The organism is Arthrobacter sp. TMS2-4 (assembly GCF_054511075.1).
Genome location: NZ_JBTNDI010000010.1, coordinates 33,766 through 59,297 on the forward strand (window position 1 = coordinate 33,766; position 25,532 = coordinate 59,297).

At 70.6% G+C, this 25,532-nt stretch carries 23 protein-coding genes and 1 tRNA gene; 22 read left to right on the plus strand and 2 right to left on the minus strand.

The window, feature by feature from the left end; translation table 11 throughout:
* Nucleotides 1–9 precede the first annotated feature (9 nt).
* From pnuC to hisF, 8 genes are all read left to right on the plus strand, one after another.
* The gene (gene pnuC / locus ACX80F_RS12810; RefSeq protein WP_459336787.1) at nt 10–693 is read left to right on the plus strand and encodes a nicotinamide riboside transporter PnuC; all 684 of its coding nucleotides are present in this window, start codon (nt 10–12) and stop codon (nt 691–693) included.
* Complete coding sequence (gene ribD / locus ACX80F_RS12815; protein WP_459336788.1) at nt 690–1,790, plus strand: bifunctional diaminohydroxyphosphoribosylaminopyrimidine deaminase/5-amino-6-(5-phosphoribosylamino)uracil reductase RibD; 1,101 nt, start codon at nt 690–692, stop codon at nt 1,788–1,790. The genes pnuC and ribD overlap by 4 nt, the downstream gene beginning before the upstream one ends.
* A 38-nt stretch (nt 1,791–1,828) precedes the next feature.
* Nucleotides 1,829–2,482: a riboflavin synthase gene (locus ACX80F_RS12820; RefSeq protein ID WP_459336789.1), complete on the plus strand. Its 654-nt coding sequence runs from the start codon at nt 1,829–1,831 to the stop codon at nt 2,480–2,482.
* Nucleotides 2,479–3,126: a 3,4-dihydroxy-2-butanone-4-phosphate synthase gene (gene ribB, locus ACX80F_RS12825; protein WP_459336790.1), complete on the plus strand. Its 648-nt coding sequence runs from the start codon at nt 2,479–2,481 to the stop codon at nt 3,124–3,126. Before ACX80F_RS12820 ends, ribB begins: the two co-directional genes overlap by 4 nt.
* Nucleotides 3,127–3,180: 54 nt before the next feature.
* Nucleotides 3,181–3,666, plus strand: coding sequence for a 6,7-dimethyl-8-ribityllumazine synthase (gene ribH / locus ACX80F_RS12830; RefSeq protein ID WP_459336791.1), 486 nt, complete (start codon nt 3,181–3,183; stop codon nt 3,664–3,666).
* A 71-nt stretch (nt 3,667–3,737) separates the two neighbouring features.
* Nucleotides 3,738–4,001 carry a phosphoribosyl-ATP diphosphatase gene (locus ACX80F_RS12835; RefSeq protein WP_459336792.1) on the plus strand — a complete coding sequence of 88 codons (264 nt, stop codon included), beginning with the start codon at nt 3,738–3,740 and terminating at the stop codon, nt 3,999–4,001.
* 93 nt (nt 4,002–4,094) lie between these two features.
* Nucleotides 4,095–4,940: an ATP phosphoribosyltransferase gene (gene hisG / locus ACX80F_RS12840; protein WP_459336793.1), complete on the plus strand. Its 846-nt coding sequence runs from the start codon at nt 4,095–4,097 to the stop codon at nt 4,938–4,940.
* 13 nt (nt 4,941–4,953) lie between these two features.
* Nucleotides 4,954–5,724 carry an imidazole glycerol phosphate synthase subunit HisF gene (gene hisF, locus ACX80F_RS12845; protein ID WP_459336794.1) on the plus strand — a complete coding sequence of 257 codons (771 nt, stop codon included), beginning with the start codon at nt 4,954–4,956 and terminating at the stop codon, nt 5,722–5,724.
* 186 nt (nt 5,725–5,910) lie between these two features.
* Here the strand turns inward: hisF and ACX80F_RS12850 are convergent, their stop codons facing one another.
* The gene (locus ACX80F_RS12850) at nt 5,911–6,552 is read right to left on the minus strand and encodes a TIGR03085 family metal-binding protein (protein WP_459336795.1); all 642 of its coding nucleotides are present in this window, start codon (nt 6,550–6,552) and stop codon (nt 5,911–5,913) included.
* Between the two features lie 82 nt (nt 6,553–6,634).
* Between ACX80F_RS12850 and hisI the strand changes: the two genes are divergently transcribed.
* The 11 genes from hisI to pyk all read left to right on the plus strand — a co-directional run bounded on the left by hisI (nt 6,635) and on the right by pyk (nt 22,136).
* Entirely contained in the window at nt 6,635–7,075 is a 441-nt protein-coding gene (gene hisI, locus ACX80F_RS12855; RefSeq protein WP_459336796.1) for a phosphoribosyl-AMP cyclohydrolase, read from the plus strand.
* A 3-nt stretch (nt 7,076–7,078) separates the two neighbouring features.
* Nucleotides 7,079–8,632 carry an anthranilate synthase component I gene (locus ACX80F_RS12860; RefSeq protein ID WP_459336797.1) on the plus strand — a complete coding sequence of 518 codons (1,554 nt, stop codon included), beginning with the start codon at nt 7,079–7,081 and terminating at the stop codon, nt 8,630–8,632.
* On the plus strand, nt 8,629–9,456 hold the full coding sequence (locus ACX80F_RS12865; protein WP_459336798.1) for a Trp biosynthesis-associated membrane protein: 828 nt from the start codon (nt 8,629–8,631) through the stop codon (nt 9,454–9,456). Before ACX80F_RS12860 ends, ACX80F_RS12865 begins: the two co-directional genes overlap by 4 nt.
* A gap of 163 nt (nt 9,457–9,619) precedes the next feature.
* On the plus strand, nt 9,620–9,868 hold the full coding sequence (locus ACX80F_RS12870) for an HGxxPAAW family protein (RefSeq protein ID WP_442859110.1): 249 nt from the start codon (nt 9,620–9,622) through the stop codon (nt 9,866–9,868).
* Nucleotides 9,869–10,696 (plus strand): indole-3-glycerol phosphate synthase TrpC, encoded by an 828-nt coding sequence (gene trpC / locus ACX80F_RS12875; RefSeq protein ID WP_459336799.1) that lies wholly within the window; start codon nt 9,869–9,871, stop codon nt 10,694–10,696. It abuts the gene before it with no gap.
* A 127-nt stretch (nt 10,697–10,823) separates the two neighbouring features.
* Nucleotides 10,824–12,179 (plus strand): tryptophan synthase subunit beta, encoded by a 1,356-nt coding sequence (gene trpB / locus ACX80F_RS12880; protein ID WP_459336866.1) that lies wholly within the window; start codon nt 10,824–10,826, stop codon nt 12,177–12,179.
* Nucleotides 12,176–13,012: a tryptophan synthase subunit alpha gene (gene trpA / locus ACX80F_RS12885; protein ID WP_459336800.1), complete on the plus strand. Its 837-nt coding sequence runs from the start codon at nt 12,176–12,178 to the stop codon at nt 13,010–13,012. The genes trpB and trpA overlap by 4 nt, the downstream gene beginning before the upstream one ends.
* Nucleotides 13,009–14,187 carry a prolipoprotein diacylglyceryl transferase gene (gene lgt, locus ACX80F_RS12890; RefSeq protein ID WP_459336801.1) on the plus strand — a complete coding sequence of 393 codons (1,179 nt, stop codon included), beginning with the start codon at nt 13,009–13,011 and terminating at the stop codon, nt 14,185–14,187. Before trpA ends, lgt begins: the two co-directional genes overlap by 4 nt.
* A 325-nt stretch (nt 14,188–14,512) precedes the next feature.
* Nucleotides 14,513–19,147 (plus strand): glutamate synthase large subunit, encoded by a 4,635-nt coding sequence (gltB, locus tag ACX80F_RS12895; protein ID WP_459336802.1) that lies wholly within the window; start codon nt 14,513–14,515, stop codon nt 19,145–19,147.
* Nucleotides 19,140–20,597, plus strand: coding sequence for a glutamate synthase subunit beta (locus ACX80F_RS12900; protein WP_459336803.1), 1,458 nt, complete (start codon nt 19,140–19,142; stop codon nt 20,595–20,597). Before gltB ends, ACX80F_RS12900 begins: the two co-directional genes overlap by 8 nt.
* Before the next feature lie 48 nt (nt 20,598–20,645).
* Complete coding sequence (pyk, locus tag ACX80F_RS12905) at nt 20,646–22,136, plus strand: pyruvate kinase (protein WP_459336804.1); 1,491 nt, start codon at nt 20,646–20,648, stop codon at nt 22,134–22,136.
* A 76-nt stretch (nt 22,137–22,212) separates the two neighbouring features.
* Here pyk and ACX80F_RS12910 read toward each other — a convergent pair whose 3' ends face one another.
* Nucleotides 22,213–22,815, minus strand: coding sequence for an ANTAR domain-containing response regulator (locus ACX80F_RS12910; RefSeq protein WP_459336805.1), 603 nt, complete (start codon nt 22,813–22,815; stop codon nt 22,213–22,215).
* Between the two features lie 142 nt (nt 22,816–22,957).
* Here ACX80F_RS12910 and ACX80F_RS12915 point away from each other — a divergent pair.
* The 3 genes from ACX80F_RS12915 (at nt 22,958) to ligD (ending at nt 25,487) form a co-directional block, all read left to right on the plus strand.
* Nucleotides 22,958–23,039 (plus strand) — tRNA-Leu (locus tag ACX80F_RS12915).
* 785 nt (nt 23,040–23,824) lie between these two features.
* Nucleotides 23,825–24,268, plus strand: a complete 444-nt coding sequence (locus ACX80F_RS12920) for a hypothetical protein (protein WP_459336806.1) — start codon at nt 23,825–23,827, stop codon at nt 24,266–24,268.
* A 196-nt stretch (nt 24,269–24,464) separates the two neighbouring features.
* Complete coding sequence (ligD, locus tag ACX80F_RS12925; protein WP_459336807.1) at nt 24,465–25,487, plus strand: non-homologous end-joining DNA ligase; 1,023 nt, start codon at nt 24,465–24,467, stop codon at nt 25,485–25,487.
* Nucleotides 25,488–25,532: the final 45 nt, after the last annotated feature.

Genomic DNA, 25,532 nt, shown 5'->3' on the forward strand with positions numbered 1-25,532 from the left:
AGGATCGGCATGGACTTTCTGCAGTGGCTCTTCGAGGCCCGCATCCCCGTAGGCAACGGGTCCCTCCTGCTGCGCGAAGTGGTGGGCAACGTCTTCGGTCTCCTCAGCGCCCTCGGCGGCATGCGCCGGCGCGTGTGGGCCTGGCCGGTCGGGATCATCGGCAACGTGCTGCTCCTCACCGTCTTCCTCGGATCCCTCTTCGGCGCCGCGAGCGCCGCCAATCTGCTGGGACAGGCCGGCCGGCAGGTCATGTTCATCGCCGTCTCGATCTACGGGTGGCGCCGGTGGCGCGAGGGCCGCGACCAGACCGGCCGGGCCGTCGAACCCCACTGGGCCGGGACGAGGGCGCGCCTGGGGATGGTCTCCTTCATGATCGTGGGCACCTTCGCCGTGACCCCCCTGTTCCGCATGCTCGGCTCCTACGAGCCCGTGTGGGCTGACGCCTGGACCTTCGTCGGATCCCTGCTCGCCACCTACGGGATGGCCAAGGGCTGGGTGGAGTTCTGGCTCGTGTGGGTCGCCGTCGACATCGTCGGCGTTCCCCTGCTGTTCAGCGCGGGCTACTATGCCAGCGCCTTCATGTACCTGTTCTACGGCGCCTTCACCCTCGTCGGCTTCTTCGTGTGGGCGCGCGCCCAGGCCGCCGGGAAGCCGCGCATCGAGACCCTCCTCCCGGATCCGACGCTGCGATGAGCACCGGGTCCGACACCGGCACGTCCGCCGCGGAGGCGACCGCGATGCTGCGCGGCCTGGACCTCGCGGGCCGTGGGGTGCGCGGCGCCAACCCCCTGGTGGGTGCCGTCCTGCTCGCCGCCGACGGCACCGTCCTGGGAGAAGGGCATCACCGCGGGGCGGGCACGCCGCACGCGGAGCCCGCCGCCCTCGCCGACGCCCGGCGGCGCGGCAACGACTCCAGGGGCGCCACCATGGTTGTCACCCTGGAGCCGTGCAACCACACCGGCCGGACCGGCCCCTGCAGCGAGGCGCTCATCGAGGCCGGCGTGGCCCGTGTGGTCTACGCGGCCGACGACGTCAACGGTGCTGCCGCCGGCGGGGCACGGCGGTTGCGGACGGCCGGCGTGGACTGCGTCGGGGGGCTCGAGGCCGTCCGCTCGCGGCACCTGAACCAGCGCTGGACGGCGTCCGTCCTCGCCCGACGCCCCTTCGTCACGCTGAAATCCGCCCAGTCCCTCGACGGGCGCGTGGCGGCTCGGGACGGCTCCAGCCAGTGGATCACGGGCGCCGACGCCCGCGCCGACGGACACCGGATCCGCGCCCTCGCCGACGCCGTCCTCGTCGGCACCGGGACCGTCCTCGCCGACGATCCGCGTCTCACGGCGCGCGTCGATAGCCGCCCGGACACCCCGCCGCGGAACGCCGGGAACGCCGTGGCGGCCGCACCTGCTCGGCACCCCACGCTCCGGGTCGTCCTGGGGCGCACCCCCGTCCCCGACGACGCCCTGGTCCGGGGCGAGGGCTTCCTCCACCTGGAGACCCGGGACGTCCACGCGGCCCTCGGCGAGCTCCACGCCCGCGGCGTCCGGCACCTCCTCGTCGAGGGCGGGCCGCGCATCGCCTCCGCCTTCCTCCGGGCCGGAGTCGTGGACGAGCTGTTCAGCTATGTCGCGCCACTGATCCTCGGCGACGGCGCCCCGGCCTTCCCCGACCTCGGCGTGGGGACCCTCACCGACGCCGTCCGCTGGGCGCTCGACGACGCCGGCGGTCCCGCCGTCCAGCAGTTCGGTCCCGACGTGCGGCTGCACCTCGGGCCCCCACCGGCTCCCTCCTGACCCGGCATCCCAGCCCACCACCCGCGAAGGAAGTACCAGTGTTCACAGGAATCGTCTCCGAGCAGGGCAGCGTCGTCTCCCTCGACCTCACCCCCGACGGCGAGAGCGCCCTCCTCGTCTTCGAGGCGCCCGACACCGGCCGTGACCTCACGCCGGGCGCGTCGATCGCCGTCAACGGCGTCTGCCTGACGGCCGTCACGCTCGACGGCGGCCGCGTGGGCGTCGACGTCATGGGGGAGACCCTGCGCCGCACCACCACGGGCGGCCTGCAGCCCGGCGCGCCGGTCAACCTCGAGCGGTGCGTCCCGGCGGGCGGGCGCCTCGACGGCCATGTGGTCCAGGGCCACGTGGACGGTATCGGGGTGCTGCTGGAGCGGGAGGATCTCGGCGCCTGGCACCGGCTCCGCTTCGGGCTGCCCGCCGGCCTGGGACGCTACGCCGCGGAGAAGGGGTCGGTCGCGATCGACGGCGTCTCCCTGACCGTCACCGCGGTCAGTCCGCCCGAGGACGCCGAGCAGTGGTTCGAGGTGGGGCTCATCCCGACCACCCTCCGGGAGACGGGCCTCGGCGCGAAGGCCCTGGGTGATCCAGTGAACCTGGAGATGGACGTGCTCGCGAAGTACGCCGAACGGCTCCTCGGCTTCGCCGCCGTCGACGCCCGCCGGGACGCTGCCACGGGCGGTGCCCGATGACGGAGAGCGCACCGGTGCGCCTCGACCCGATCCGTGACGCCATCGCCGCCATCGCCGCCGGCCGCGCCGTCGTCGTTGTGGATGACGAGGACCGCGAGAACGAGGGCGACCTGGTCTTTGCCGCCGAGGACGCGACACCCGCCCTCGTGGGGTGGACGGTGCGCTGGACGTCGGGCGTGCTCTGCGTGCCACTGCGCTCCGACGACGCCGACCGCCTGCTCCTGCCGCCCATGACGGCGGTCAACGAGGACTCCAAGGGCACGGCCTACACGGTCTCGTGCGACGCCGCGGCGGGCGTGAGCACGGGCATCAGCGCTGCCGACCGCGCCCGCACCGCGAGGGTGCTGGCAGATCCGGCCAGCGGCCCGCTGGATCTCACCCGGCCGGGCCACGTCTTCCCCCTGCGAGCCGCCCCCGGCGGCGTCCGCGAACGGCCCGGGCACACCGAGGCCGGCGTGGAGCTCAGCGTCCTGGCCGGCAAGCGCCCAGCGGCCGTCATCGCCGAACTCGTCCACGACGACGGCGACATGATGCGCCTGCCCGCGCTGCGCCGCTTCGCCGACGAGCACCGGCTCCCGCTGGTCTCGATCGAGGACCTCGTGGCCCACGTCCGGGCGCGCGAGGACCACCGCACCACCGCCTGACCCGGAACGACACCCACCGAGACATCCCGGCAGTACACGAACCGAAGGAGAACCATGAGCGGCCACGGAGCACCCAGCATCGACGTCAGCGCACTGACCACCCCGGACGGCGCACCCCTGCGCCTGGCGATCATCGCCGCGAGCTGGCACACGCAGATCATGGACGGACTGCTCGACGGCGCCCGCCGCGCCGCAGCGGAGGCCGGGGCCGAGGTGACGGAGATCCGGGTGCCCGGCAGCTTCGAACTGCCGGTCGCCGCCGCGCGCCTCGCCCCCCGCTTCGACGCCGTCGCCGCCCTCGGCGTCGTCATCCGCGGCGGCACGCCGCACTTCGAGTACGTGTGCCAGGCGGCGACGTCGGGCCTGACCGACGTCAGCGTCAGCACCGGCGTGCCGGTCGGTTTCGGGGTCCTCACCTGCGACACCGAACAGCAGGGCCTGGACCGCGCCGGCCTGCCGGGCTCCTCCGAGGACAAGGGGCACGAGGCCGTCTCGGCAGCCCTGGCGACGGCCGCCGTCCTCCGTGCAGCGGAGCGATGAGCACGGAGGCGTCCGTCACAGGATGCGGACCGCGTGCCGCGGCCGCCGTGCGAGCCGATAACCTAGGAGGTGTGAAAACCTTTGATTCCCTGTTCGAGGAACTCAGCATCAAGGCGGTCGAGCGCCCCACCGGGTCGCGGACCGTGGCCGAGCTCGACTCGGGCGTGCACGGCATCGGCAAGAAGGTCGTCGAAGAGGCGGCCGAGGTGTGGATGGCCGCCGAGTACGAGTCCGCAGGGGAGGCCGCGGAGGAGATCTCCCAGCTGCTCTACCACCTGCAGGTCCTGATGATCGCCAAGGGGCTCACGCTGGAGGACGTCTACAAGCATCTGTAGCCGCACCGGGCGCCCACGCGCCCGCCCGCGGCTCCTGCCCGTCCCTGTTCCTGCGTCCCTCAGCCTGAACGTCTCCACCAGCGAAAGATCCCCATGCTCCGTGTAGCAGTCCCCAACAAGGGCGCCCTCTCCGAGGCCGCCTCGTCCATGCTCTCCGAAGCCGGCTACCGCCAGCGCCGTGACACCCGCGAACTGGTGCTCGTCGACCCCGAGAACGAGATCGAGTTCTTCTTCCTCCGCCCGCGGGACATCGCGGTGTACGTGGGCTCGGGAACCCTCGACGTCGGCATCACCGGCCGCGACCTCTTCCTCGACGCCCAGGTGGAGGCCGAGGAGCTCATGCAGCTCGGCTTCGGCGCCTCCACCTTCCGGTTCGCCGGACCCGTGGGGGACTTCTCCTCGCTCGAGGAGCTCGAGGGCCGACGCCTGGCCACGAGCTACGAGGGACTCCTGAACGACTACCTCGCCGAGCGCGGCATCACCGCGTCGGTGGTCCGGCTCGACGGCGCCGTCGAGTCCTCGGTGCGCCTCGGGGTGGCCGACGCCATCGCCGACGTCGTCGAGACCGGTAGCACCCTCCGCGCCGCGGGCATGGAGATCTTCGGCGAGCCCATCCTGCAGAGCGAGGCCGTGCTGATCGGCCGGTCCGGCACGGAGGCGCCCGCGGGTCTGGACGTGCTGCTGCGGCGCCTGCAGGGCGTCCTCGTGGCCCGCCAGTACGTGATGATGGACTACGACATCCGGAAGCACCTCGTGGACGAAGCCGCGGCGCTGACCCCCGGGCTGGAATCGCCCACCGTCTCACCGCTGCGCGACTCCGAATGGGTCGCCGTCCGCTCCATGGTCAAGCGCCACCAGACCAACCGGGTCATGGACGAGCTGTACGAGCTCGGCGCGCGCGCCATCCTCGTCAGCACCATCCACGCCTGCCGGATCTAGGGGGAGGGCAGCCATGACCGTCGCCATCCGCGTCATCCCCTGCCTCGACGTCGACGCCGGGCGCGTGGTGAAGGGAGTCAACTTCGAGGACCTGCGCGACGCCGGGGACCCCGTGGAGCTGGCTCACCGCTACGACCGCGCCGGCGCCGACGAGCTAACCTTCCTCGACGTGACCGCCTCCTCCGGCAACCGCGAGACCACGTTCGACGTCGTCGCGCGCACCGCGGAAGAGGTCTTCATCCCGCTCACCGTGGGCGGGGGCGTCCGTGAGATCAGCGACGTCGACCGCCTCCTGCGCTTCGGCGCGGACAAGGCGTCCATCAACACCGCCGCCGTCGCCCGCCCGGCCGTGATCGACGAGATCACCGCGCATTTCGGCGCGCAGGTGCTCGTGCTCTCCCTCGATGCGCGGCGCACGCGGGACGCGAGCACGCCGTCGGGCTTCGAGGTCACCACGTACGGAGGCCGCAAGGGCACCGGGATCGACGCAGTGGCCTGGGCGAAGGAGGCCGCGGACCGCGGGGTCGGGGAGATCCTGCTCAACTCGATCGACGCCGACGGCACCAAGGAGGGCTTCGACCTCGAACTCATCCGCGCCGTGCGGGCCGCCGTCGGGGTGCCCCTCATCGCCTCGGGCGGCGCGGGCAGACCCGAACACTTCCCGCCGGCAGTGGCGGCCGGAGCCGACGCCGTCCTCGCCGCCTCGGTCTTCCACTTCGGCCCTCTGGACGCGATCGCCCAGGTCAAGGCCGCTATCCGGGACGCCGGCTTCCCCGTCCGCTAGTTCTCCAATCCGGCCGGGCTTCCCCGCCGACGGGCACCCGGCGCGGCGGCCCGGATCCGTGGGGGCGTTCCCCCGGGGATGGGCACCCGGCGCGGCGGCCCGGATCCGTGGGGGCGTTCCCCCGGGGATGGGCACCCGGCGCGGCTGCCCAGGAGACGGAACGGCTCAGGCGACGGAACGGCCCGGTCAGATGCCGACGGCGGCGCTCTGGAGGAGCGCGACGGCGTCGGCCTGGCCCTCGAAGGTGACCAGGGCCTGCGTGCGCCCGTGCGCGTGCATGAGCAGCTCACCCGGATCGCCGACGATCGCGACCGACACCGGTGCACGCTTGGCCACGTGCCGGGGCCCGTCGGGGCACACCAGGACGATCCCCAGGTCCACCCCCCGGTAGAGGAACGCCGCACGCTTGACGAGTTCCTCCCAGAGAGCGTTCGCGTACGCCGCGTCGAGGGCGCGCGGCGCCCAGCGCGTGGTCGCGCGACGGACGTCCTCGGTGTGCACGAAGTACTCGATCAGGTTGGCGCTCCTGTCGATCGCGCTGACGCGCATCGGCGACAGGAGGGGCGGACCGGCCACGAAGCGGTTCACGAGGGCCTCGTAGGCCGCCGGCGACGCCGCGCGTTCCGCCGTCTGCCGCGTCGCGCGCTCGGTCGCGGTGGAGAACTTCTTGATCACCATGCCGAGGCCGAGGGAAGGCCGGTGCTCGCGGAGGTAGAGATGCGCGGCCAGATCACGCGTCTGCCACCCCTCGCACAGGGTGGGGGCGTCGGGGCCGGCTGCGAGAAGGGTCTCGGCCAGGACCTCGCGGGACGGGGTTACGTAGCGCATCACTGCTGAAACTAGCATGACGGGCCGCTTCGGGGCAGGGCCCGCGGATCCCTGCGCGCGGCCCGCACTAGAATCAGGAGTGATGCTTCCCTCCACCTCCTCCCCGAACCTCACCGCCCCCTCCGCCGGCCCCGCCTCGGAGGGAAACGGTCCCGCCCTCGATCCCGGCATCGCCCGCGCCCTGAAGAAGGACGACGCCGGTCTCGTCGCTGCCGTCGTGCAGCAGTACGACACGCTCGAGGTCCTGATGCTGGGCTGGATGGACGAGGAGGCGCTGCGGCGGACCCTGACCACGGGCCGCGTGACGTTCTATTCGCGGTCCCGCGCGGAGTACTGGCGCAAGGGCGACACCTCCGGGCACCGGCAATGGGTCAGGGGCGTGGCCCTCGACTGCGACGGCGATACCCTGCTCGTCACGGTGGACCAGGAGGGCGCGGCCTGCCACACCGGTACCCGCACGTGCTTCGACGGCCGCGCCCTGCCCGCCGAGACCGCCCACCGTCCCGACCCCGAAGGACTCTGACCCATGCACCACCTGGGCACGATCAGCCCCACCCTCGAGGAATTCCGCGTCCTGGCGAAGGCCCGCCGCGTCGTCCCCGTGCACCTGACGGTCCTCGCGGACGCGCATACGCCCATCGGCGTCTACCGCAAGCTCGCTGCCGGGCAGCCCGGAACGTTCCTCATGGAATCCGCCGCCGTCGGCGGCGTCTGGTCGCGCTACTCCTTCATCGGCTCGCACTCACGCGCCACGTTGACCTCCCGGGACGGGCAGGCGCACTGGCTCGGAGAGCCCCCGGCCGGTGTCCCCGTGGCCGGGAACCCCGTCGAGGCCCTGCGCCTCACTGTCGAGGCCCTGCGGACCGAACGCTTCGAGGACCTCCCACCGTTCACGTCCGGGATGGTCGGATTCGTGGGGTGGGAGGCGGTCCGGCACTGGGAGCGGCTCACGAGCCCCCCGGAGGACGACCTCCTCCTGCCAGAGCTCGCCATGTGCCTGGTGTCCGACCTCGCCATCCACGACAATTCCGCGGGTTCCCTCACCCTCGTCGCCAATGCGATCAACTTCGACAACACCGACGAGCGCGTCGACGAGGCCTGGCACGACGCCGTCGCACGCGTCGAGGGGATGCTCGCGAAGCTCGTCGCCCCGACCGAGCTCGCCGTCTCGGTGATGGCGGCCGACGCGCCGGACGCCGAGGCGTCGACGGACCGCGTCCGCGAATCGTGGTTCGAACCGGACTACCTGGCGGCCATCGAGCGCGGCAAGCGGGCGATCGTCGACGGCGACGTGTTCCAGGTGGTCATCAGCCGACGCTTCGAGATCGAGTGCGACGCCTCCGCCCTGGACGTCTACCGGATCCTGCGCACCACGAACCCCAGCCCGTACATGTACCTGTTCAGCCTCGAGGACGCCGAGGGGCGCGGCTATTCGATCGTGGGCAGTTCGCCCGAGGCCCTCGTCACGGTGACCGGGGACGAGGTCATCACGCATCCCATCGCCGGATCGCGGCCCCGGGGTCGGACCACGGAGGAGGACCGCGACCTCGCCGTCGAACTCCGTGCCGACACCAAGGAGATGGCCGAGCACCTCATGCTCGTCGACCTCGCCCGCAACGACCTCTCCAAGGTCTGCACCCCGGGCAGCGTCGACGTCACCCAGTTCATGGAGGTGGAGAAGTTCAGCCACATCATGCACCTCGTGTCCACCGTGGTCGGACGGCTGTCGCCCTCGAAGAGCGCCTACGACGTCCTGGCCGCGACCTTCCCCGCCGGCACGCTCTCAGGGGCACCGAAGCCGCGCGCCCTGCGCCTCATCGACGAGGTCGAACCCCACCGCCGCGGGATCTACGGCGGAGTCGTGGGATACCTGGACTTCGCGGGGGACATGGACATGGCCATCGCCATCCGGTCGGCCCTGCTGCGCGACGGCAAGGCGTACGTGCAGGCCGGCGGGGGCATCGTGGCCGACTCGGTGCTCGAGGCGGAAGCGCTCGAGACGGTCAACAAGGCGGCGGCGCCGCTCCGGGCGGCGCTGACCGCGGCCGCACTGCGTCCGGCCACGGCGGACCTCCCGTGAGCGCCTCGGAACGCCCCGCCGCGGGTCGCTTCACGCGCCGCGGCACCGTGGTGCTGGGGATCGTGCTGCTCGCGCTGCTCGCCTTCGGCACGACGACGCAGACCTGGCTCACCGTGCGCCTTCCCCAGGACGCCGTCCAGACCCCCGACCTCGCCATCGCCGGCAGCGACGCGGCCACGCCCGTGACGGCGTTCGCACTCGTCGCGCTGGCGGCGGCCCTCGCCGTCTCGATCGCAGGGCGCGTGGCCCGCTGGATCATCGCCGGCATCCTCGTCCTCTCCGGGATCGGCATCGCGGTGTCCAGCGCCGGTGTCGCCCTCGATCCCTCCTCCGCCGCCGAACCGGCCATCGGGACGGCGATCGGCGTCAGCGGCCTCGCCGGCGCCGACGTGACCTCGACGGTGATGCCGTGGGTCGCCGCCGCGGCCGGCGCCCTCCTGGTGCTCGCGGCCCTCTGGGTGATGCTCGCCGGCCGGACGTGGGCGGCCAGCCGGCGGTACGACGCCGGTGCCTCCCGCACCGTTCCCGCCGCCCCGGGGAGCGCGCAGCCCGGATCTCCGGCACCCTCGACGGGGGATGTGCCACCCGGCGTCGTCCCCGAGGGCGATGCCGCCGTTCCGGCCGACGCGGCGGACGCGGCGGCCGTGTCTACGGGCTCGGCCGCCGCGCCCGGTGTGCTGCCTGGGGCCGCACCGGACGCCGTCCGGGACCCGGGTCCCGGGCAGGACCGGACGCGATCGGCGCGTCCGCAGCGGGGGAGCGCCCATGCCGACGAGATCGACAGCTGGGACGAGCTCTCACGCGGCAACGACCCGACCCGCTGACCCACGGTCTCGGCCTGCCCGCCGGCCCTGCCCCAGCCCGCCGCGTGCCGCCCCGCCGCCCCATCAATGGCAGAATGGGACACGACCCGTTCGAAGGAGATTACCCATGGCATCCGAGACCCGCGCCAGCGCCACCCGCAACACCCCGGCCACCCACGCCCAGATGGGTGACGAGACGATCGGGCACGGCAACAGCCCCGCCGCGTGGACCTGCGTGCTCATCATGCTGGTCGGTGCCGCGATCGCCTCCTTCGCCTACATCCTCGCCAGCACCGAGGGGAACCACGACTTCGGCACCCTGCTCTTCTGGGGCGGCATCGGCATCATGGTCGTCGGCCTGATCGTCGGCTTCATCATGCGCAAGATCGGCTACGGCGTGGGTGGATCGAAGCTCAAGAACAACGGCCACTAGATGACGGTCCTCGACGACATCATCGACGGCGTGCGCGAGGACCTCGCGGAGCGTCGTCGTGCGGTGCCCCTCGACGAGGTGCGCGCGGCCGCCCTCGCCGCCCCCGCGGCGCTGGATGCGTTCGCGGCCCTCGGTGCCGGACAGGGCGGAGCCGTGGCGGTCATCGCCGAGGTGAAGCGCAGCAGCCCGTCCAAGGGCGCCCTCGCGGACATCGCGGACCCGGCCGCCCTCGCCGCCCGGTACGAGCAGGGGGGCGCGGCCGTCATCTCCGTGCTCACGGAGCAGCGGCGCTTCGGCGGATCCCTCGCCGACCTCGACGCCGTCCGCTCGGCGGTGTCGCTGCCCGTGCTCCGCAAGGACTTCACGGTCGACGAGTACCAGATCTGGGAGGCGCGCGCCCACGGCGCCGACGTCGTCCTGCTGATCGTCGCGGCGCTGACCGACGAGGAGCTGGGCTCGTTCCTCGCACTCACCACCGAACTCGGGATGCACGCGATCGTCGAGACGCACACGGAGGACGAGGTGCGCCGGGCCGTGGCGGGCGGTGCCACGATCATCGGCGTCAACGTACGCAACCTCAAGACGCTGGACATCCACCGCGAGGTATTCGCGGACCTCGCGCCCCTCATCCCATCAGGGACGGTCGTCATCGCCGAATCAGGGGTGCGGGACGCCGCCGACGTCGCCGGGTATGCGGCCGACGGGGCACACGCGGTGCTGGTCGGGGAGGCGCTCGTGCGCCACAGCGACCCCGCGGCGACCATCGACGCCTTCAGGCGCGCCGGCAGGGACGCCTGGCATGGCATGGACACGCCGGCACGCGGCTGACGCATCACCGCGCCCGGCAGGCAGCGAGCAGTACACGGACCGGCCACCCCCGGTCCGCCAGGCACCCGGACGGCAGCGCCGGCCGGGTCAGGACCAACAGGACAGGAACGCTGAAGTCATGACCGACATGCACCAGGAGACCGGTAGCGACGGCACGGACGTCCGAGCAGAGGACGCCATCGACGCGGCAACGGCCGAGGCCTTCCTCAGCCACGACGAGAGCCTCCGCCACGCCCCCGGTCCCTACTTCGGCTCCTACGGCGGGCGCTGGATGCCCGAGTCGCTGATCGCCGCCCTCGACGAACTCCAGGACACCTTCGACAAGGCCAAGGCCGATCCCGAGTTCACGGCGCAGGTCGCCGAGCTCAACAGGAACTACGCCGGACGGCCGTCCCTGCTGACCGAGGCGCAGCGCTTCGCGGAGCACTGCGGCGGCGTGCGCGTCTTCCTCAAGCGCGAGGACCTCAACCACACCGGCTCGCACAAGATCAACAACGTGCTGGGCCAGGCCCTGATCGCCAAGCGCATGGGCAAGACCCGCGTCATCGCCGAGACCGGTGCCGGCCAGCACGGTGTGGCGAGCGCGACGGCGGCGGCCCTCCTCGGGCTCGAGTGCGTCGTCTACATGGGGGCGGAGGACACGCGCCGGCAGGCGCTGAACGTCGCGCGCATGCAGCTGCTCGGCGCGACGGTCGTCCCCGTGACCAACGGTTCCCAGACGCTGAAGGACGCGATCAACGAGGCGCTGCGGGACTGGGTGGCGAACGTCGAGACCACGCACTACCTGCTCGGCACCGCCGCGGGCGCGCACCCCTTCCCGTCCATGGTCCGGTACTTCCACGAAGTGATCGGAGACGAGGCGAGGGAGCAGATCCTCGAGCAGACGGGCAAGCTCCCCGACGCCGTCTGCGCGTGCGTCGGCGGCGGGTCGAACGCCATCGGCATGTTCCACGGCTTCCTCGACGACCGCGACGTCGCCCTGTACGGCTTCGAGGCCGGCGGTGACGGCGTCGAGACCGGCCGCCACGCCGCCACCATCACGCTGGGCCGCCCAGGGGTGCTGCACGGTGCGCGGTCCTACCTCATGCAGGACGAGGACGGGCAGACCATGGAGTCCCACTCCATCTCCGCGGGCCTCGACTACCCGGGCGTCGGCCCCGAACACGCCTATCTCGCCGATATCGGGCGGGCGCACTACGAGCCCATCACCGACGCCGAGGCCATGGAGGCCTTCAAGCTCCTCAGCCAGACCGAGGGGATCATCCCGGCCATCGAGACCGCCCATGCCCTCGCCGGTGCCATGAAGGTTGGACAGCGCCTCGCGGCCGACCTCGGACCAGGGGAGGACGCGTCGGACAAGACCATCGTCGTCAACCTCTCGGGCCGCGGCGACAAGGACGTGGCGACCGCCGCGGACTACTTCGATCTCCTCCCGGACGACAGTGCCGAGCAGGAAATCGCCCAGGAGGGTGAACAGCTGTGACCACGCATCCCGCCCCTGCGGCGTCGACCGGTCCCGCCACCGGGTCTAAGGCGGCCGCGGCCATCGACAAGGCACGCGCCGAAGGCCGCGCGGCACTCATCGGCTACCTGCCCGCCGGCTTCCCCGACGTCCAGACCACCATCGACGCCGGCATCGCCATGGCCAGGAACGGCGTGGACCTCATCGAGATCGGCATCCCGTACTCGGATCCGGTCATGGATGGACACGTCATCCAGGAAGCGACGGTCGAGGCGCTGGCCAACGGGTTCACCGTGCCACGGATCTTCGACGTCGTCGCCGGCATCACGAGCGCCACCGACGCCGCCGTCCTCGTCATGACCTACTGGAACCCGGTCATGCGCATGGGCGTCCGCGAGTTCGCCGAGCGCCTCTCCGCAGCAGGCGGCGCCGGACTCATCACACCCGACCTCATCCCCGACGAGGCCTCCGAATGGCTCGAGGCCTCCGACGAGTTCGGCCTCGACCGGGTGTTCCTCGTGGCCCCGTCCACCTCGCCGCTGCGCATGCAGGACACCGTCGACGCCAGCAGGGGCTTCGTGTACGCCGTATCGGTGATGGGCGTGACCGGTGCGAGGACGTCGGTCGGCGCCGCCGCCCGGGCCGTCGTCGACGCCGCGCACGCCGCCGGGGCAGAGCGGGTCTGTGTGGGCCTCGGGGTCTCCTCCTCCCACCAGGTCCGGGAGATCGGCGCGTACGCGGACGGCGTGATCGTGGGCACCGCCCTCGTCGCCGCACTGCGCGACGGCGGCGTGGATGCAGTCGCCGAGCTCACGCGCGAACTGGCCACCGGCACAGGCAAGGAACCCGCGTGATCGGGGGGAGCCTCGCAGCGTCGATCCCCAGCCCGCCCGCGGACTGGGCGAGCTTCAGCCTCGGCCCCGTCACCATCCACGCGTATGCCCTGTGCATCCTCGCCGGCATCATCCTGGCGCTCCTCCTCACGCAGAAACGGTTCGTCTCCTTCGGTGGCCACGCGGACGCCGTATGGGACATCGCCATCTGGGCCATTCCGTTCGGCATCGTCGGCGGGCGGCTCTACCATGTGTTCTCCTCCCCGGACGCCTACTTCGGGCCGGACGGCGATCTCGCCCGCATCCCGCAGATCTGGCAGGGCGGCCTCGGGATCTGGGGTGCGATCGCCCTCGGCGCCGTCGGAGCCTGGATCGGAGCGCGGCGCGCGGGCGTCAAGCTCTCCGCGTTCGCCGACGCCGCTGCCCCCGGGGTGCTGCTCGCGCAGGCCGTCGGACGCCTCGGCAACTGGTTCAACCAGGAGCTCTTCGGAGCGCCCACCACCCTGCCGTGGGGACTCGAGATCGACGCCGACAACGTCAACTTCCCGCCCGGCGTGGACCCCGGCACGCTCTTCCACCCCACGTTCCTCTACGAGCTGCTCTGGAACCTCGCCGGTGTGGTGTTCCTGCTGCTGCTCTCACGGAAGATCACCCTGCGCGGCGGCCGCATGTTCTGGCTCTACGGGGCCTACTACACGCTCGGGCGCGTCTGGATCGAAGCGCTCCGCATCGACGACGCCGAGATGATCACGCTCCTCGGCACCACCCAGCGCCTGAACGTGTGGACCAGCATCGCGGTCTTCCTCGTGTCCGTTGCCGTCCTCATCTACCTGTCGGTCAAGCGTGATCGCGTGGGGGAGCTGGCGGTCTACCTGCCCGGCCGTGAACCGCAGCAAGCCGACGCCGTCGATGCCGGCGGCGCCGGGCACGAGGGCGCCGACAGCACCACCGTCAGCAGCGGTTCTTCCGCGGCCGTGACGGCCGACGGTCCACGGAACAGTCCGGAGATCGGGTCCAGGCCCACGGCCGACAGCACCCCTGCGTCCGACGCTGCCCGAACCCGGCACACGGAGCTCGCCGGCAACGCCCCCGAGGGTGCCTCCCGTAACGCTTCCGCCACAGGCAGCTCCGCCCCGGACGCGGGGCAGGGCGGGCAGAATCATCGTGGTAATCTTTCGGAAACAGACGGCTCCTGAGTAGACGATCGCATACTCGGGGCCCCGCGTGAGCGGAGCCGCGGGAATCGGTCCCCGACAACAGTCCCCGGGCCACCGCCCCTCAAGGACGCAACACCACACTGTTGTGGACCCCAGGTGCGACGGCCCGATCACCCTCCGAGCCCGCACCGACACTCCCGGCGCCGGACGCCCCCAGCATGTGCCCGCCAAGAGCGCCGGGCGCCACCGGCGGGGGTACCGGGACTCGAGATACACATGACGGCGACCGCTCCCACACAGCGGCGCCGCGGGGCCAAGGCTGTCCCCTCCCGACGCTCCATCATGGGGGAAGGATCCTTATCTGATGACTGCTTTGACGCCAGGAAAGCCGACCGACACCGCACCCGCGGCGACGGCCCCCGGCACCGATGACGACGCCGGTGCCGTGACCTCTCCCTTCACCCGGTTCGCGTCGATCCCGGAGGCCACGGGCCTCTACGATCCCGAGAACGAGAAGGACGCCTGCGGCCTCGCCGTCGTCGCGACCCTGCGCGGTGAGCCCGGACACGACATCGTCGACGCCGCCCTCACCGCGCTGCGCAACCTCGAGCACCGCGGGGCCGTCGGAGCCGACGAGGGCACGGGTGACGGCGCGGGCATCCTGACGCAGATCCCCGACGAGTTCTTCCGCGCCGTCGTCGACTTCCGGCTCCCGGCCGCCGGCTCCTACGTCGTCGGCACCGCCTTCCTCCCGACCGAGCCCACGGAGCAGGCGACCGCCCGCGCCGGCCTCGAAGCCCTCGCAGAGGCCGAAGGGCTGGAGGTGCTCGGCTGGCGCGTGGTGCCCGTGGTCGCCGACCTCGTCGGCGCGATGGCCCGCGCGTGCATGCCGCACTTCGTCCAGCTCTTCCTCGCCCCAGCCGACGGCGATGCGGCCGACCTCGACGCGAAGGCGTTCCGCGTGCGGAAGCGCGCGCAGAACAAGTACGGCGTGTACTTCCCGTCGCTGTCCTCCCGGACCATCGTCTACAAGGGCATGCTGACCACCGCGCAGGTCGAACCGTTCTACCCCGACCTGGCCGACGAGCGCTTCAAGACCTGCCTCGGGATCGTCCACTCGCGGTTCTCCACCAACACCTTTCCCTCCTGGCCGCTCGCCCAGCCGTTCCGCACCATCGCCCACAATGGCGAGATCAACACGGTCAAGGGCAACCGCAACTGGATGCGCGCGCGGCAGTCGCAGCTGTCCAACCCGCTGCTGGGGGACGCGCCGGAGGAGCTGTACCCGATCTGCACCCCTGGTGCGTCCGATTCCGCAACCTTCGACGAGGTCGCCGAGCTCCTGACCCTCTCGGGTCGCCCGATCACGCACTCGATCATGATGATGATCCCGGAGGCGTGGGAGAACCACGCCACCATGGATCCCGCGCGCCGCGCCTTCTACCAGTACCACTCCATGCTCATGGAGCCGTGGGACGGCCCCGCCGCCGTGTCCTTCACGGACGGCCGCCTCGTCGGCGCCGTCCTGGACCGCAACGGCCTGCGCCCCGCCCGCTACTGGGTCACCGAGGACGGCCTCGTCATCCTCGCCTCCGAGGTGGGCGTGCTCGACGTCGAACCCTCCCGCGTGGTCCGCAAGGGCCGAGTCTCACCGGGCAAGATGTTCCTCGTCGACACCGAGGCCGGCCGGCTCATCGAGGACCAGGAGATCAAGGCGGAGATCGCCGCCGCGAATCCGTGGGGGGAGTGGGTCAAGGAGAACCTGATCCAGCTCGAGGACCTCCCCGAGCGCGAGCACGTCATCCACACGAAGGCGTCCATCAACCGGCGCCAGCGGACCTTCGGCTACACGCAGGAGGAACTGCGCATCCTGCTCGGCCCCATGGCGAAGGCCGGCGCGGAACCCCTCGGTGCCATGGGCTCGGACACGCCCATCGCGGTGCTGTCCAAGCGCCCGCGCCTGCTCTTCGACTACTTCGTGCAGTCCTTCGCGCAGGTCACCAACCCCCCGCTGGACTCCATCCGCGAGGAACTCGTCACCTCCATGGGCGTCACGATCGGGCCGGACGGGAACCTGCTGTCCACCGGCCGGGTCCGGTCCAAGCAGATCGCCCTGAAGTTCCCCGTCATCACCAACGACGAACTGGCGAAGATCGCCAACCTCGAGACCGACGACGGCGACCGGCTGACGGTCCGGGTCCGCGGACTGTACCGGCACGACGGCGGCGAGGCCGCACTCCGTGCCCGCCTCGCCGAGATCTGCGAGCAGGTCTCCAGCGCCCTGAACCGCGGCGTCGAGTACGTGGTGCTCTCCGACCGTGACTCGAACGCGCAGTGGGCGCCCATCCCGTCCCTGCTCCTGACCAGCGCGGTCCACCACCACCTCCTCCGGAGTGCCACCCGCACCAAGACGTCCCTCGTCGTCGAAGCCGGTGACGTCCGGGAGGTCCACCACATCGCGGTCCTGATCGGTTACGGCGCCTCCGCCGTGAACCCCTACCTGGCCATGGAGAGCTGCGAGGAACTGGTCCGCAACGGCGACATCACCGGCGTCACCGCGGAGGCCGCCGTCGCGAACCTCATCAAGGGCCTCGGCAAGGGTGTCCTGAAGATCATGTCCAAGATGGGCATCTCCACGGTCAGCTCCTACTGCGGCGCCCAGACCTTCGAGGCGCTCGGGTTGTCCCAGGAGCTCGTGGACGAGTACTTCCACGGCACCCAGACGCAGCTCGGCGGCATCGGCCTCGACGTGGTGGCGGCCGAGACAGCGGCCCGGCACGACAGCGCCTATCCCGAAGACGGCATCGAGGATCCGCACCGCGGGCTCGACAACGGCGGCGAGTACCAGTGGCGCCGCGAGGGACCGCCGCACCTGTTCAATCCGGAGACCGTCTTCCGGCTGCAGCACGCCACCCGCGAGCGCCGCTACGACATCTTCAAGGCCTACACGCGCGGCGTCGACGACCAGTCGAAGGACCTCATGACGCTGCGGGGGCTGCTGAGGTTCCGCGGCGACGCCCGCGAACCGATCGGCATCGACGAGGTAGAGCCCGTCTCGTCCATCGTCAAGCGGTTCTCGACCGGCGCCATGAGCTACGGATCCATCTCGCAGGAGGCGCACGAGACCCTCGCCATCGCGATGAACCGCCTCGGCGCCAAGTCCAACACCGGCGAGGGCGGCGAGGACGTCGAACGGCTCATGGATCCGGAGCGCCGCTCCGCCATCAAGCAGGTGGCCTCCGGCCGGTTCGGCGTCACGAGCCTCTACCTGACCAACGCGGACGACATCCAGATCAAGATGGCGCAGGGAGCCAAGCCCGGCGAGGGCGGCCAGCTCATGAGCCAGAAGGTCTACCCGTGGATCGCCCGCACCCGGCACTCCACGCCCGGCGTGGCCCTGATCTCCCCGCCGCCCCACCACGACATCTACTCGATCGAGGACCTCGCCCAGCTCATCTACGACCTCAAGCGGTCCAACCCGAGCGCCCGCGTCCACGTGAAGCTGGTGTCCGAGGTCGGCATCGGCACGGTCGCGGCGGGCGTCACGAAGGCCAAGGCGGATGTGGTCCTGGTGTCCGGGCACGACGGCGGCACCGGTGCCAGCCCGCTCAACTCGCTCAAGCACGCCGGTGCCCCCTGGGAGCTCGGCCTCGCCGAGACGCAGCAGACGCTGATGCTCAACGGCCTCCGCGACCGCGTGGTGGTGCAGGTGGACGGCCAGCTGAAGACAGGACGCGACGTCGTCATCGCGGCGCTGCTGGGCGGCGAGGAGTTCGGGTTCGCCACGGCACCCCTGGTGGTCTCGGGCTGCATCATGATGCGCGTGTGCCACCTCGACACCTGCCCCGTGGGCGTCGCCACGCAGAACCCCGAGCTGCGCAGCCGCTTCACGGGCAAGCCGGAGTTCGTGGTCAACTTCTTCGAGTTCATCGCCGAGGAGGTCCGCGAGATCCTCGCGGAGCTCGGGTTCCGGACCCTCGAGGAGGCCATCGGCCACAGCGAACTGCTCGACGCCCGGGAGGCGATCGAGCACTGGAAGGCCGACGGCCTCGACCTCGAGCCGATCCTGCGCGGCAACGAGTTCGGGTCGGCGGAGCCGATGCGGAACACGATGAAGCAGAACCACGAACTGGACCAGCACTTCGACAACAAGCTCATCGAGATGAGCGCCGACGCGCTGCAGCACCGCGCGCCCGTGCGCATCTCGGTGGACGTCGTCAACACGGACCGTTCGGTGGGCACGATGCTCGGTCACGAGGTCACCCGCACCTTCGGCCTGGACACGCTCCCCACCAACACCATCGACGTCACGCTCACCGGCCAGGCCGGGCAGTCGCTCGGCGCCTTCCTGCCGGCCGGCATCACCCTGCGGCTCCTGGGCGACTCCAACGACTACGTGGGCAAGGGGCTCTCCGGGGGGCGCATCATCGTCCGCCCGGACCGCGCCAACGTGTTCCGCGCGGACCACAACGTCATCGCCGGGAACGTGATCGGTTACGGGGCGACCAGCGGCGAGATGTTCCTGCGCGGTCAGGTGGGGGAGCGCTTCCTCGTGAGGAACTCCGGGGCCACCGCCGTCGCCGAGGGCATCGGTGACCACGGCTGCGAGTACATGACCGGTGGCCAGGCGCTGATCCTGGGCCGGACCGGCAGGAACTTCGGCGCGGGCATGTCCGGGGGGACGGCCTTCGTGCTGGACCTCGACCGCGCCCGGGTCAACCGGCAGAGTCTCGAGAACGGCGAGCTGCTGCTCGTCGGCCTCGACGCCGAGGACATCGAGATCGTCCGGCAACTGCTGATCCGGCACGTCGAGGAAACCGAGTCGAACCTCGCCGAGAGCCTCCTCGACTCCTTCGAGGACACCATCGCACGATTCACCAAGGTCCTGCCGCGCGATTACGCCGCGGTCCTGGACGCCCGCGCCACCGCCGTCGAGCAGGGCCTCGACCCCGACGGCGAAGAGGCGTGGACCAAGATCCTGGAGGTAACCGGTGGCTGACCCACGCGGATTTCTGAAGGTGCGCGAGCGCCAGACCCAGCCACGCCGGCCTGTCCCCGTCCGCATCATGGACTGGAAGGAAGTGTACGAGGCACAGGAGCAGGGTGTCCTCAAGGCGCAGGCGGGGCGCTGCATGGACTGCGGCATCCCGTTCTGCCACCAGGGCTGCCCGCTCGGCAACCTCATCCCCGAGTGGAACGACCTCACGTTCCGCGACAAGGGACGTGAGGCGATCGAGCGCCTGCACGCCACGAACAACTTCCCCGAGTTCACGGGCAGGCTCTGCCCCGCGCCCTGCGAGTCGTCGTGCGTCCTGGGCATCAACCAGGATCCGGTCACCATCAAGCAGGTCGAGGTGTCCATCGCCGATCAGGCGTTCGCGGAGGGCTGGGTGGACCCGCACCCGCCGGAACGCCTCACGGGCCGCACCATCGCCGTCGTCGGATCCGGACCTGCCGGCCTCGCCGCCGCACAGCAGCTCACCCGCGCCGGGCACACCGTGGCGGTGTACGAGCGCGACGACGCCATCGGCGGCCTGCTGCGCTACGGGATCCCCGACTTCAAGATGGAGAAGATCCACCTCGAGCGGCGCCTGGACCAGATGAAGGCCGAGGGAACCCGCTTCCGCACCGGCGTCGCCGTGGGCAAGGACATCAGCTGGGGCCAGCTCAAGCGGCGCTACGACGCCGTGATCATCGCCACCGGTGCCACCGTGCCGCGTGACCTGCCCATCCCCGGGCGGGCGCTCGACGGCGTGCACTTCGCGATGGACTACCTCGTGCAGGCCAACCGCGTGGTCGCCGGTGAGCGGGTCGAGGACCAGATCCACGCCGAGGGCAAGCACGTGGTCATCCTCGGCGGCGGGGACACCGGGGCCGACTGCCTCGGCACCGCGCACCGCCAGAAGGCCGCGTCCGTCACGACGCTGGCCATCGGCCAGCAGCCGTCCACGGAGCGCCGCCCGGACCAGCCGTGGCCCACGTTCCCCACGCTCTTCGACATCGCCAGCGCCCACGAGGAGGGCGGTGAGCGTCGCTACCTGGCGTCCACCGTCGAGTTCGTCGGCGAGAACGGCGTGCTGCGCGCCATCAAGGTCGCGGAGACCGAGTTCGTGGACGGCCGCCGTATCCCGAAGGCCGGATCGGAGCGCGAGATCCCGGCGGACCTGGTGTTCCTCTCGCTCGGCTTCACCGGCGCCGAGCCGGCCGGCATCACCGAGCAGGTCGAGGCGGAGTTCGACGATCGCGGGAACGTGGCGCGCGACGGCTACTACATGACGAACACCCCCGGCGTCTTCTCGGCGGGCGACGCCGGCCGCGGCCAGTCACTGATCGTCTGGGCCATCGCCGAGGGCCGCGCCTGCGCCGCCGCGGTCGACCAGTGGCTCATGGGCTCCACGAGGCTGCCCGCGCCCGTCGCGCCGTCCGACCGCTCCATCGCCGTGCTCTGACCGACATCCCCACTCACCCCTCCGACCAACACGACTAGGCTAGGTTTCATGAGACGCGCAAAGATCGTTGCAACATTCGGCCCCGCAATCGGCAGCTATGAGAACACGCTCGCCGTGCTCGAGGCGGGCGTCGACGTCGCCCGGATGAACATGAGCCACGGCGACTACGCCGTGCACCTCAGCACCTACGAGAACGTCCGCCGGGCCTCCGCGGAGCTCGGCAAGCCCGTCGGCATCTTCGCCGACCTGCAGGGCCCGAAGATCCGCCTCGGCCGGTTCGTCGACGGCCCGCACGCCCTGGCCCCCGGCGACGTCTTCACCATCACCGTCGAGGATATCGAGGGCACTCAGGAGATCTGCTCCACCACGTTCAAGGGCCTGCCGCACGACGTCAACGTCGGCGACCTGCTGCTCATCGACGACGGCAAGGTCACCCTCCGCGCCACCGCGGTCGACGACGTGAAGGTCACCACGGAGGTCGTCGTCGGCGGCATGGTGTCCAACAACAAGGGCATCAACCTGCCCGGCGTGGCCGTCAACGTGCCCGCCCTCAGCGAGAAGGACGAGGACGACCTCCGCTGGGCCATCCAGACCGGCGTCGACATGGTCGCCCTGTCCTTCGTCCGTGATGCCGGCGACGTCAAGCGCGTCCACGAGATCATGGACGAGGAGGGCCGCCGCGTTCCCGTCATCGCGAAGATCGAGAAGCCCCAGGCCGTGGACGCCCTCGAGGAGATCATCGACGCCTTCGACGCCATCATGGTGGCCCGCGGAGACCTCGGCGTCGAGCTGCCCCTGCAGGACGTCCCGATCGTGCAGAAGCGCGCCGTCGAGCTCGCCCGCCGCTGGGCCAAGCCCGTCATCGTCGCCACGCAGGTCCTCGAATCCATGATCGACAACCCGCGCCCCACGCGGGCCGAGGCCTCCGACTGCGCCAACGCCGTGCTCGACGGCGCCGACGCCGTCATGCTCTCCGGCGAGACGAGCGTGGGCAAGTACCCGATCGAGACGGTCACCATCATGGCCGACATCATCGAGTCCACGGAGCGCCACGGCCTCGAGCGGGTCCCGCCGCTCGGCAGCAAGCCGAAGACCCGGGGCGGTGCCATCACGCGCGCCGCCGTCGAGATCTCCGACCAGCTCGACGCCAAGTACATCTGCACGTTCACCCAGTCCGGGGACTCGGCACGCCGCCTCTCCCGCCTGCGCCCCAAGAAGCCGGTCTTCGCCTTCACCCCGGTGCAGTCGACGCTGAACGCCATGTCGCTCATCTGGGGCGTCCAGCCCCGCCTCGTCGAGTTCGTGGAGCACACGGACCAGATGACGGCCCAAGTGGACCGCGTCCTCTTCGAGCAGGGCCTCGTCGAAGTGGACGACCTCGTGGTCATCGCGGCCGGGTCCCCTCCCGGACAGGCCGGCTCGACCAACTCCCTCAAGGTGCACCGCGTCGGTGACATCACCGACGCCGGTCAGCTGCCCGGCGACCACACGTCCTACATCAAGGAGGGCGTGGGCCCCTGGCCCCTCAAGAAGAAGTAGCCCTGCCCGCAGCACAGATGACAGGACCCCCTCCCGGATCGGGAGGGGGTCCTGTCGTTTAGGGACTCGCGTGCGGTCAGTTGACCTGGTTGATGATGGTCTCCGCGACCTCGCGCATGCTCAGACGGCGGTCCATTGACGTCTTCTGGATCCACCGGAAGGCCTCGGGCTCGGTGAGGCCCATCTTCGTCGTCAGGAGGCTCTTGGCACGCTCGACGAGCTTGCGGGTGGCGAACTGCTCCTGCAGATCGGTCACCTCCGCCTCGAGCGCCTTGATCTCCTCGTGGCGTGACATGGCGATCTCGATGGCCGGGATCAGGTCGGCCGGGGTGAACGGCTTGACCACGTAGGCCATGGCACCGGCGTCGCGGGCCCGCTCGATGAGCTCCTTCTGGCTGAACGCGGTGAGCAGGACCACGGGCGCAATGCGCGCCTTGACGATCTGCTCCGCGGCGGTGATGCCGTCCATGACGGGCATCTTCACGTCCATGAGTACCAGGTCCGGCTTGTGCTCCTGGGCGAGCTGGACGGCCTTCTCGCCGTTGTCGGCCTCGGCCACGACCTCGTAGCCCTCCCCGCGCAGGATCTCGATGATGTCGAGTCGGATGAGCGTCTCGTCCTCGGCCACGATGACCCGGCGTGCGGGCCCGGCGGGCGTGGATTCGGTGGGTTCAGACACTGTTGCTCCTTGGTGATGACGGGGTGCGGGGGGCCCGGTGAGGGCTTGCTTCCGGTCCCGGAACCAGCCTATCGGCATGTAGAGTGGATTCGCGCACCGGCCCTGCAGGAAGTCATCCCTTCCGGCGGCCGTGGCAGGGACGGCCCGAATGGCGGAATTGGCAGACGCGCTGCACTCAAAATGCAGTATCGAGAGGTGTGTGGGTTCGAGTCCCACTTCGGGCACCTGAATGATCGGTGGGACCGGCCGCCCGCGAGCGATTCGTCCGGGTACCTTCGTGTGGTTCGCTGACGAGTGCACTCGGCACGGTTGCGCGGGAGTATCGCCTTCTTGCGCACCTCCGAACTCGACAGCTTCCGGGTCGTTCAGGGTCCGCAGTGGACCTAGGAGCCGGCAATGTTGGGGGAGGCCCAAACGGACAGCCCGGTCGGCCAGGCGGTCGCTGGAAGCGCTCGCCCACCTGACAAGCAATGAAGCCGACGAACCATCCACGCCCTTCAGTGCCGTGCAGTGGGACGGCACCTTCGTTGGCCCTCACGCTGACCACGACAGCAGGTGAGCTCATCGGCATGACCCTCATCGTCCCGGCGATCCACCGCATCACGCTACGGTCTACGGTGCCCCGCTCATAGCGTTACATTCCGCGGCAGCAGCCAGCCCTGCTCCTGTGGGGAGAGGCAGCATACGAGCGCAATCCCACGCGTGCGGATGCCGACCATTTCCCTGCTGGCCGGCCCTTCTCTCCCTGCCGACGGTCGTCTAGTATGGTCGCGCACCGCGAGTCGGTGTTGGGGTGGCCCTGCTGGAGAAGCTCAGTCCGAAAGTGAAATCGCACCCGGATGTAGCGGGGACGAAACTGTTCGAGTGAGGACGCCCGAACGGGTTCTGGTTCTCGCGCATCTGCTGGGGTACAAACGGGCGGCCTCGCCGGACGGCCGTCCGAGGCGTGCCGAACTCGCCACCCACCCATTCCCACAACCGGGCCCGGCATGTGTGAAGGAAACCCATCATGAAGAAGTCCTTTAGTTGGCGTCTGTTCGTTCTCGTGGCAGGAGCCCTGCTCGGCCTCTTGGCCGGTATGGGCCTGGCCGCGCCGGCCGTTGCGTCACCGGTTCAGGTCGCAGCCTCCGGGAATTACCACGACAATGACGAGAAACTGATCCTCAAGGCGAAAGGCGAGGGCAAATATGTCACTTTGAAGGTTGTCGGCAAGAATTACGATGGCAAGTGGATCGACGTGGAAGTCTACCAAGTCAAGCGCCACCACAACCTTCGGACGATTGACGACCGCGATGTACGGGCGAAGGGCGGCTACTTCGAGTACAAGGTCAACCACGTCAAGTGCGGCGAGACCTACGTGGCTCGCAGCGACAGCGACAAGAAAAGAGAAGGCCGGGATTGGAGCAACCCGGTCCATATCAAGTGCGACAGGAAGGGCCATTACCACGGCTAACGCGTGCTCCACTTGACGGACCCGTCAACACGGGCCCGGGAGGAGGTGCCCACCTGCCCTGATGGGCATACTCGACCCGGCAGGGAACCGGCCGTACACAGTGCAGGCCGTTCCCTCCCGGGTCACCTCGTTCAGCGGCCGAATTGCGAATCCCGGCCACCGTTGCGGCCGAGGGCGGCCGGGGTACATTGAGGCCATGGCCAGCGAAGCGATGATCCTCGACGTCGACGGACCGGACGGCGTACGGCCCGTCCGGGTGTCGAGCCCTTCCCGTCTCCTCTGGCCCCGGGCCGGGCTCACCAAACTCGACCTCGCCCGGTACCTCGTGGAGGTCGCGCCGGCGTTCCTTCGTGCCAACGGCGACCGCCCCGTGTCGCTGCAGCGCTTCGGCGGCGACGTGGACGGCGACTTCTTCTTCAGCAAGAACCCGCCCAAGGGCGCTCCCGACTACGTGCGCAGCGTCGTCGTCACCTATCCCAGCGGACGCTCGCACCCGCAGCTCGTCCTCGACGAACCCGCGTCCGCCGTCTGGGCGGCGCAGATGAACACCGTCGTCTTCCACCCGTGGGCCTCGCGGGCCGAGGCACCGGACCTGCCCGACGAACTGCGTATCGACCTCGACCCGCAGCCCGGCACCACGTTCGCCGACGTCGTCGTCGCGGCCCATGCCCTGCGTGCCGTCCTGGGCGAGGCGGGCCTGGACTGCTTCGTGAAGACCTCGGGCAACCGCGGCCTGCACGTCTTCGCGCCGATCCGGCCGGTGCACGAGTTCCTCGAGGTCCGCCACGCCGTCATCGCCGCCGGACGCGAGCTCGAACGCCGCATGCCGGAGCAGGTGACCACGGCCTGGTGGAAGGAGGAGCGCGGGGCGCGCATCTTCGTGGACTACAACCAGGCGAACCGCGACCGCACGATGGCCGGCGCCTACAGCCCGCGGGCCCTGCCGCACGCCCCCGTGTCCTGCCCGGTGAGCTGGGAGGAACTCGACGGCGTCGACCCCGCCTCCTTCACGATCGCGACGGTGCCGAACCGCCTGCAGACCGTCGGCGACCCCTGGGAGGGACTGCATTCCGAGCCGGGCAGCATCGATGCCCTCCGCGGCTGGTGGGACCGCGACGTCGAGAACGGCCTCGGCGAGCTCCCGTTCCCGCCCGACTTCCCGAAGATGCCCGGCGAGCCCCTGCGGGTCCAGCCGAGCCGCGCGCGCACCCGGGACTGACCCGCGCGCCGCCGGTCACCACGCGTCCACCGACGGCCCTGCGGG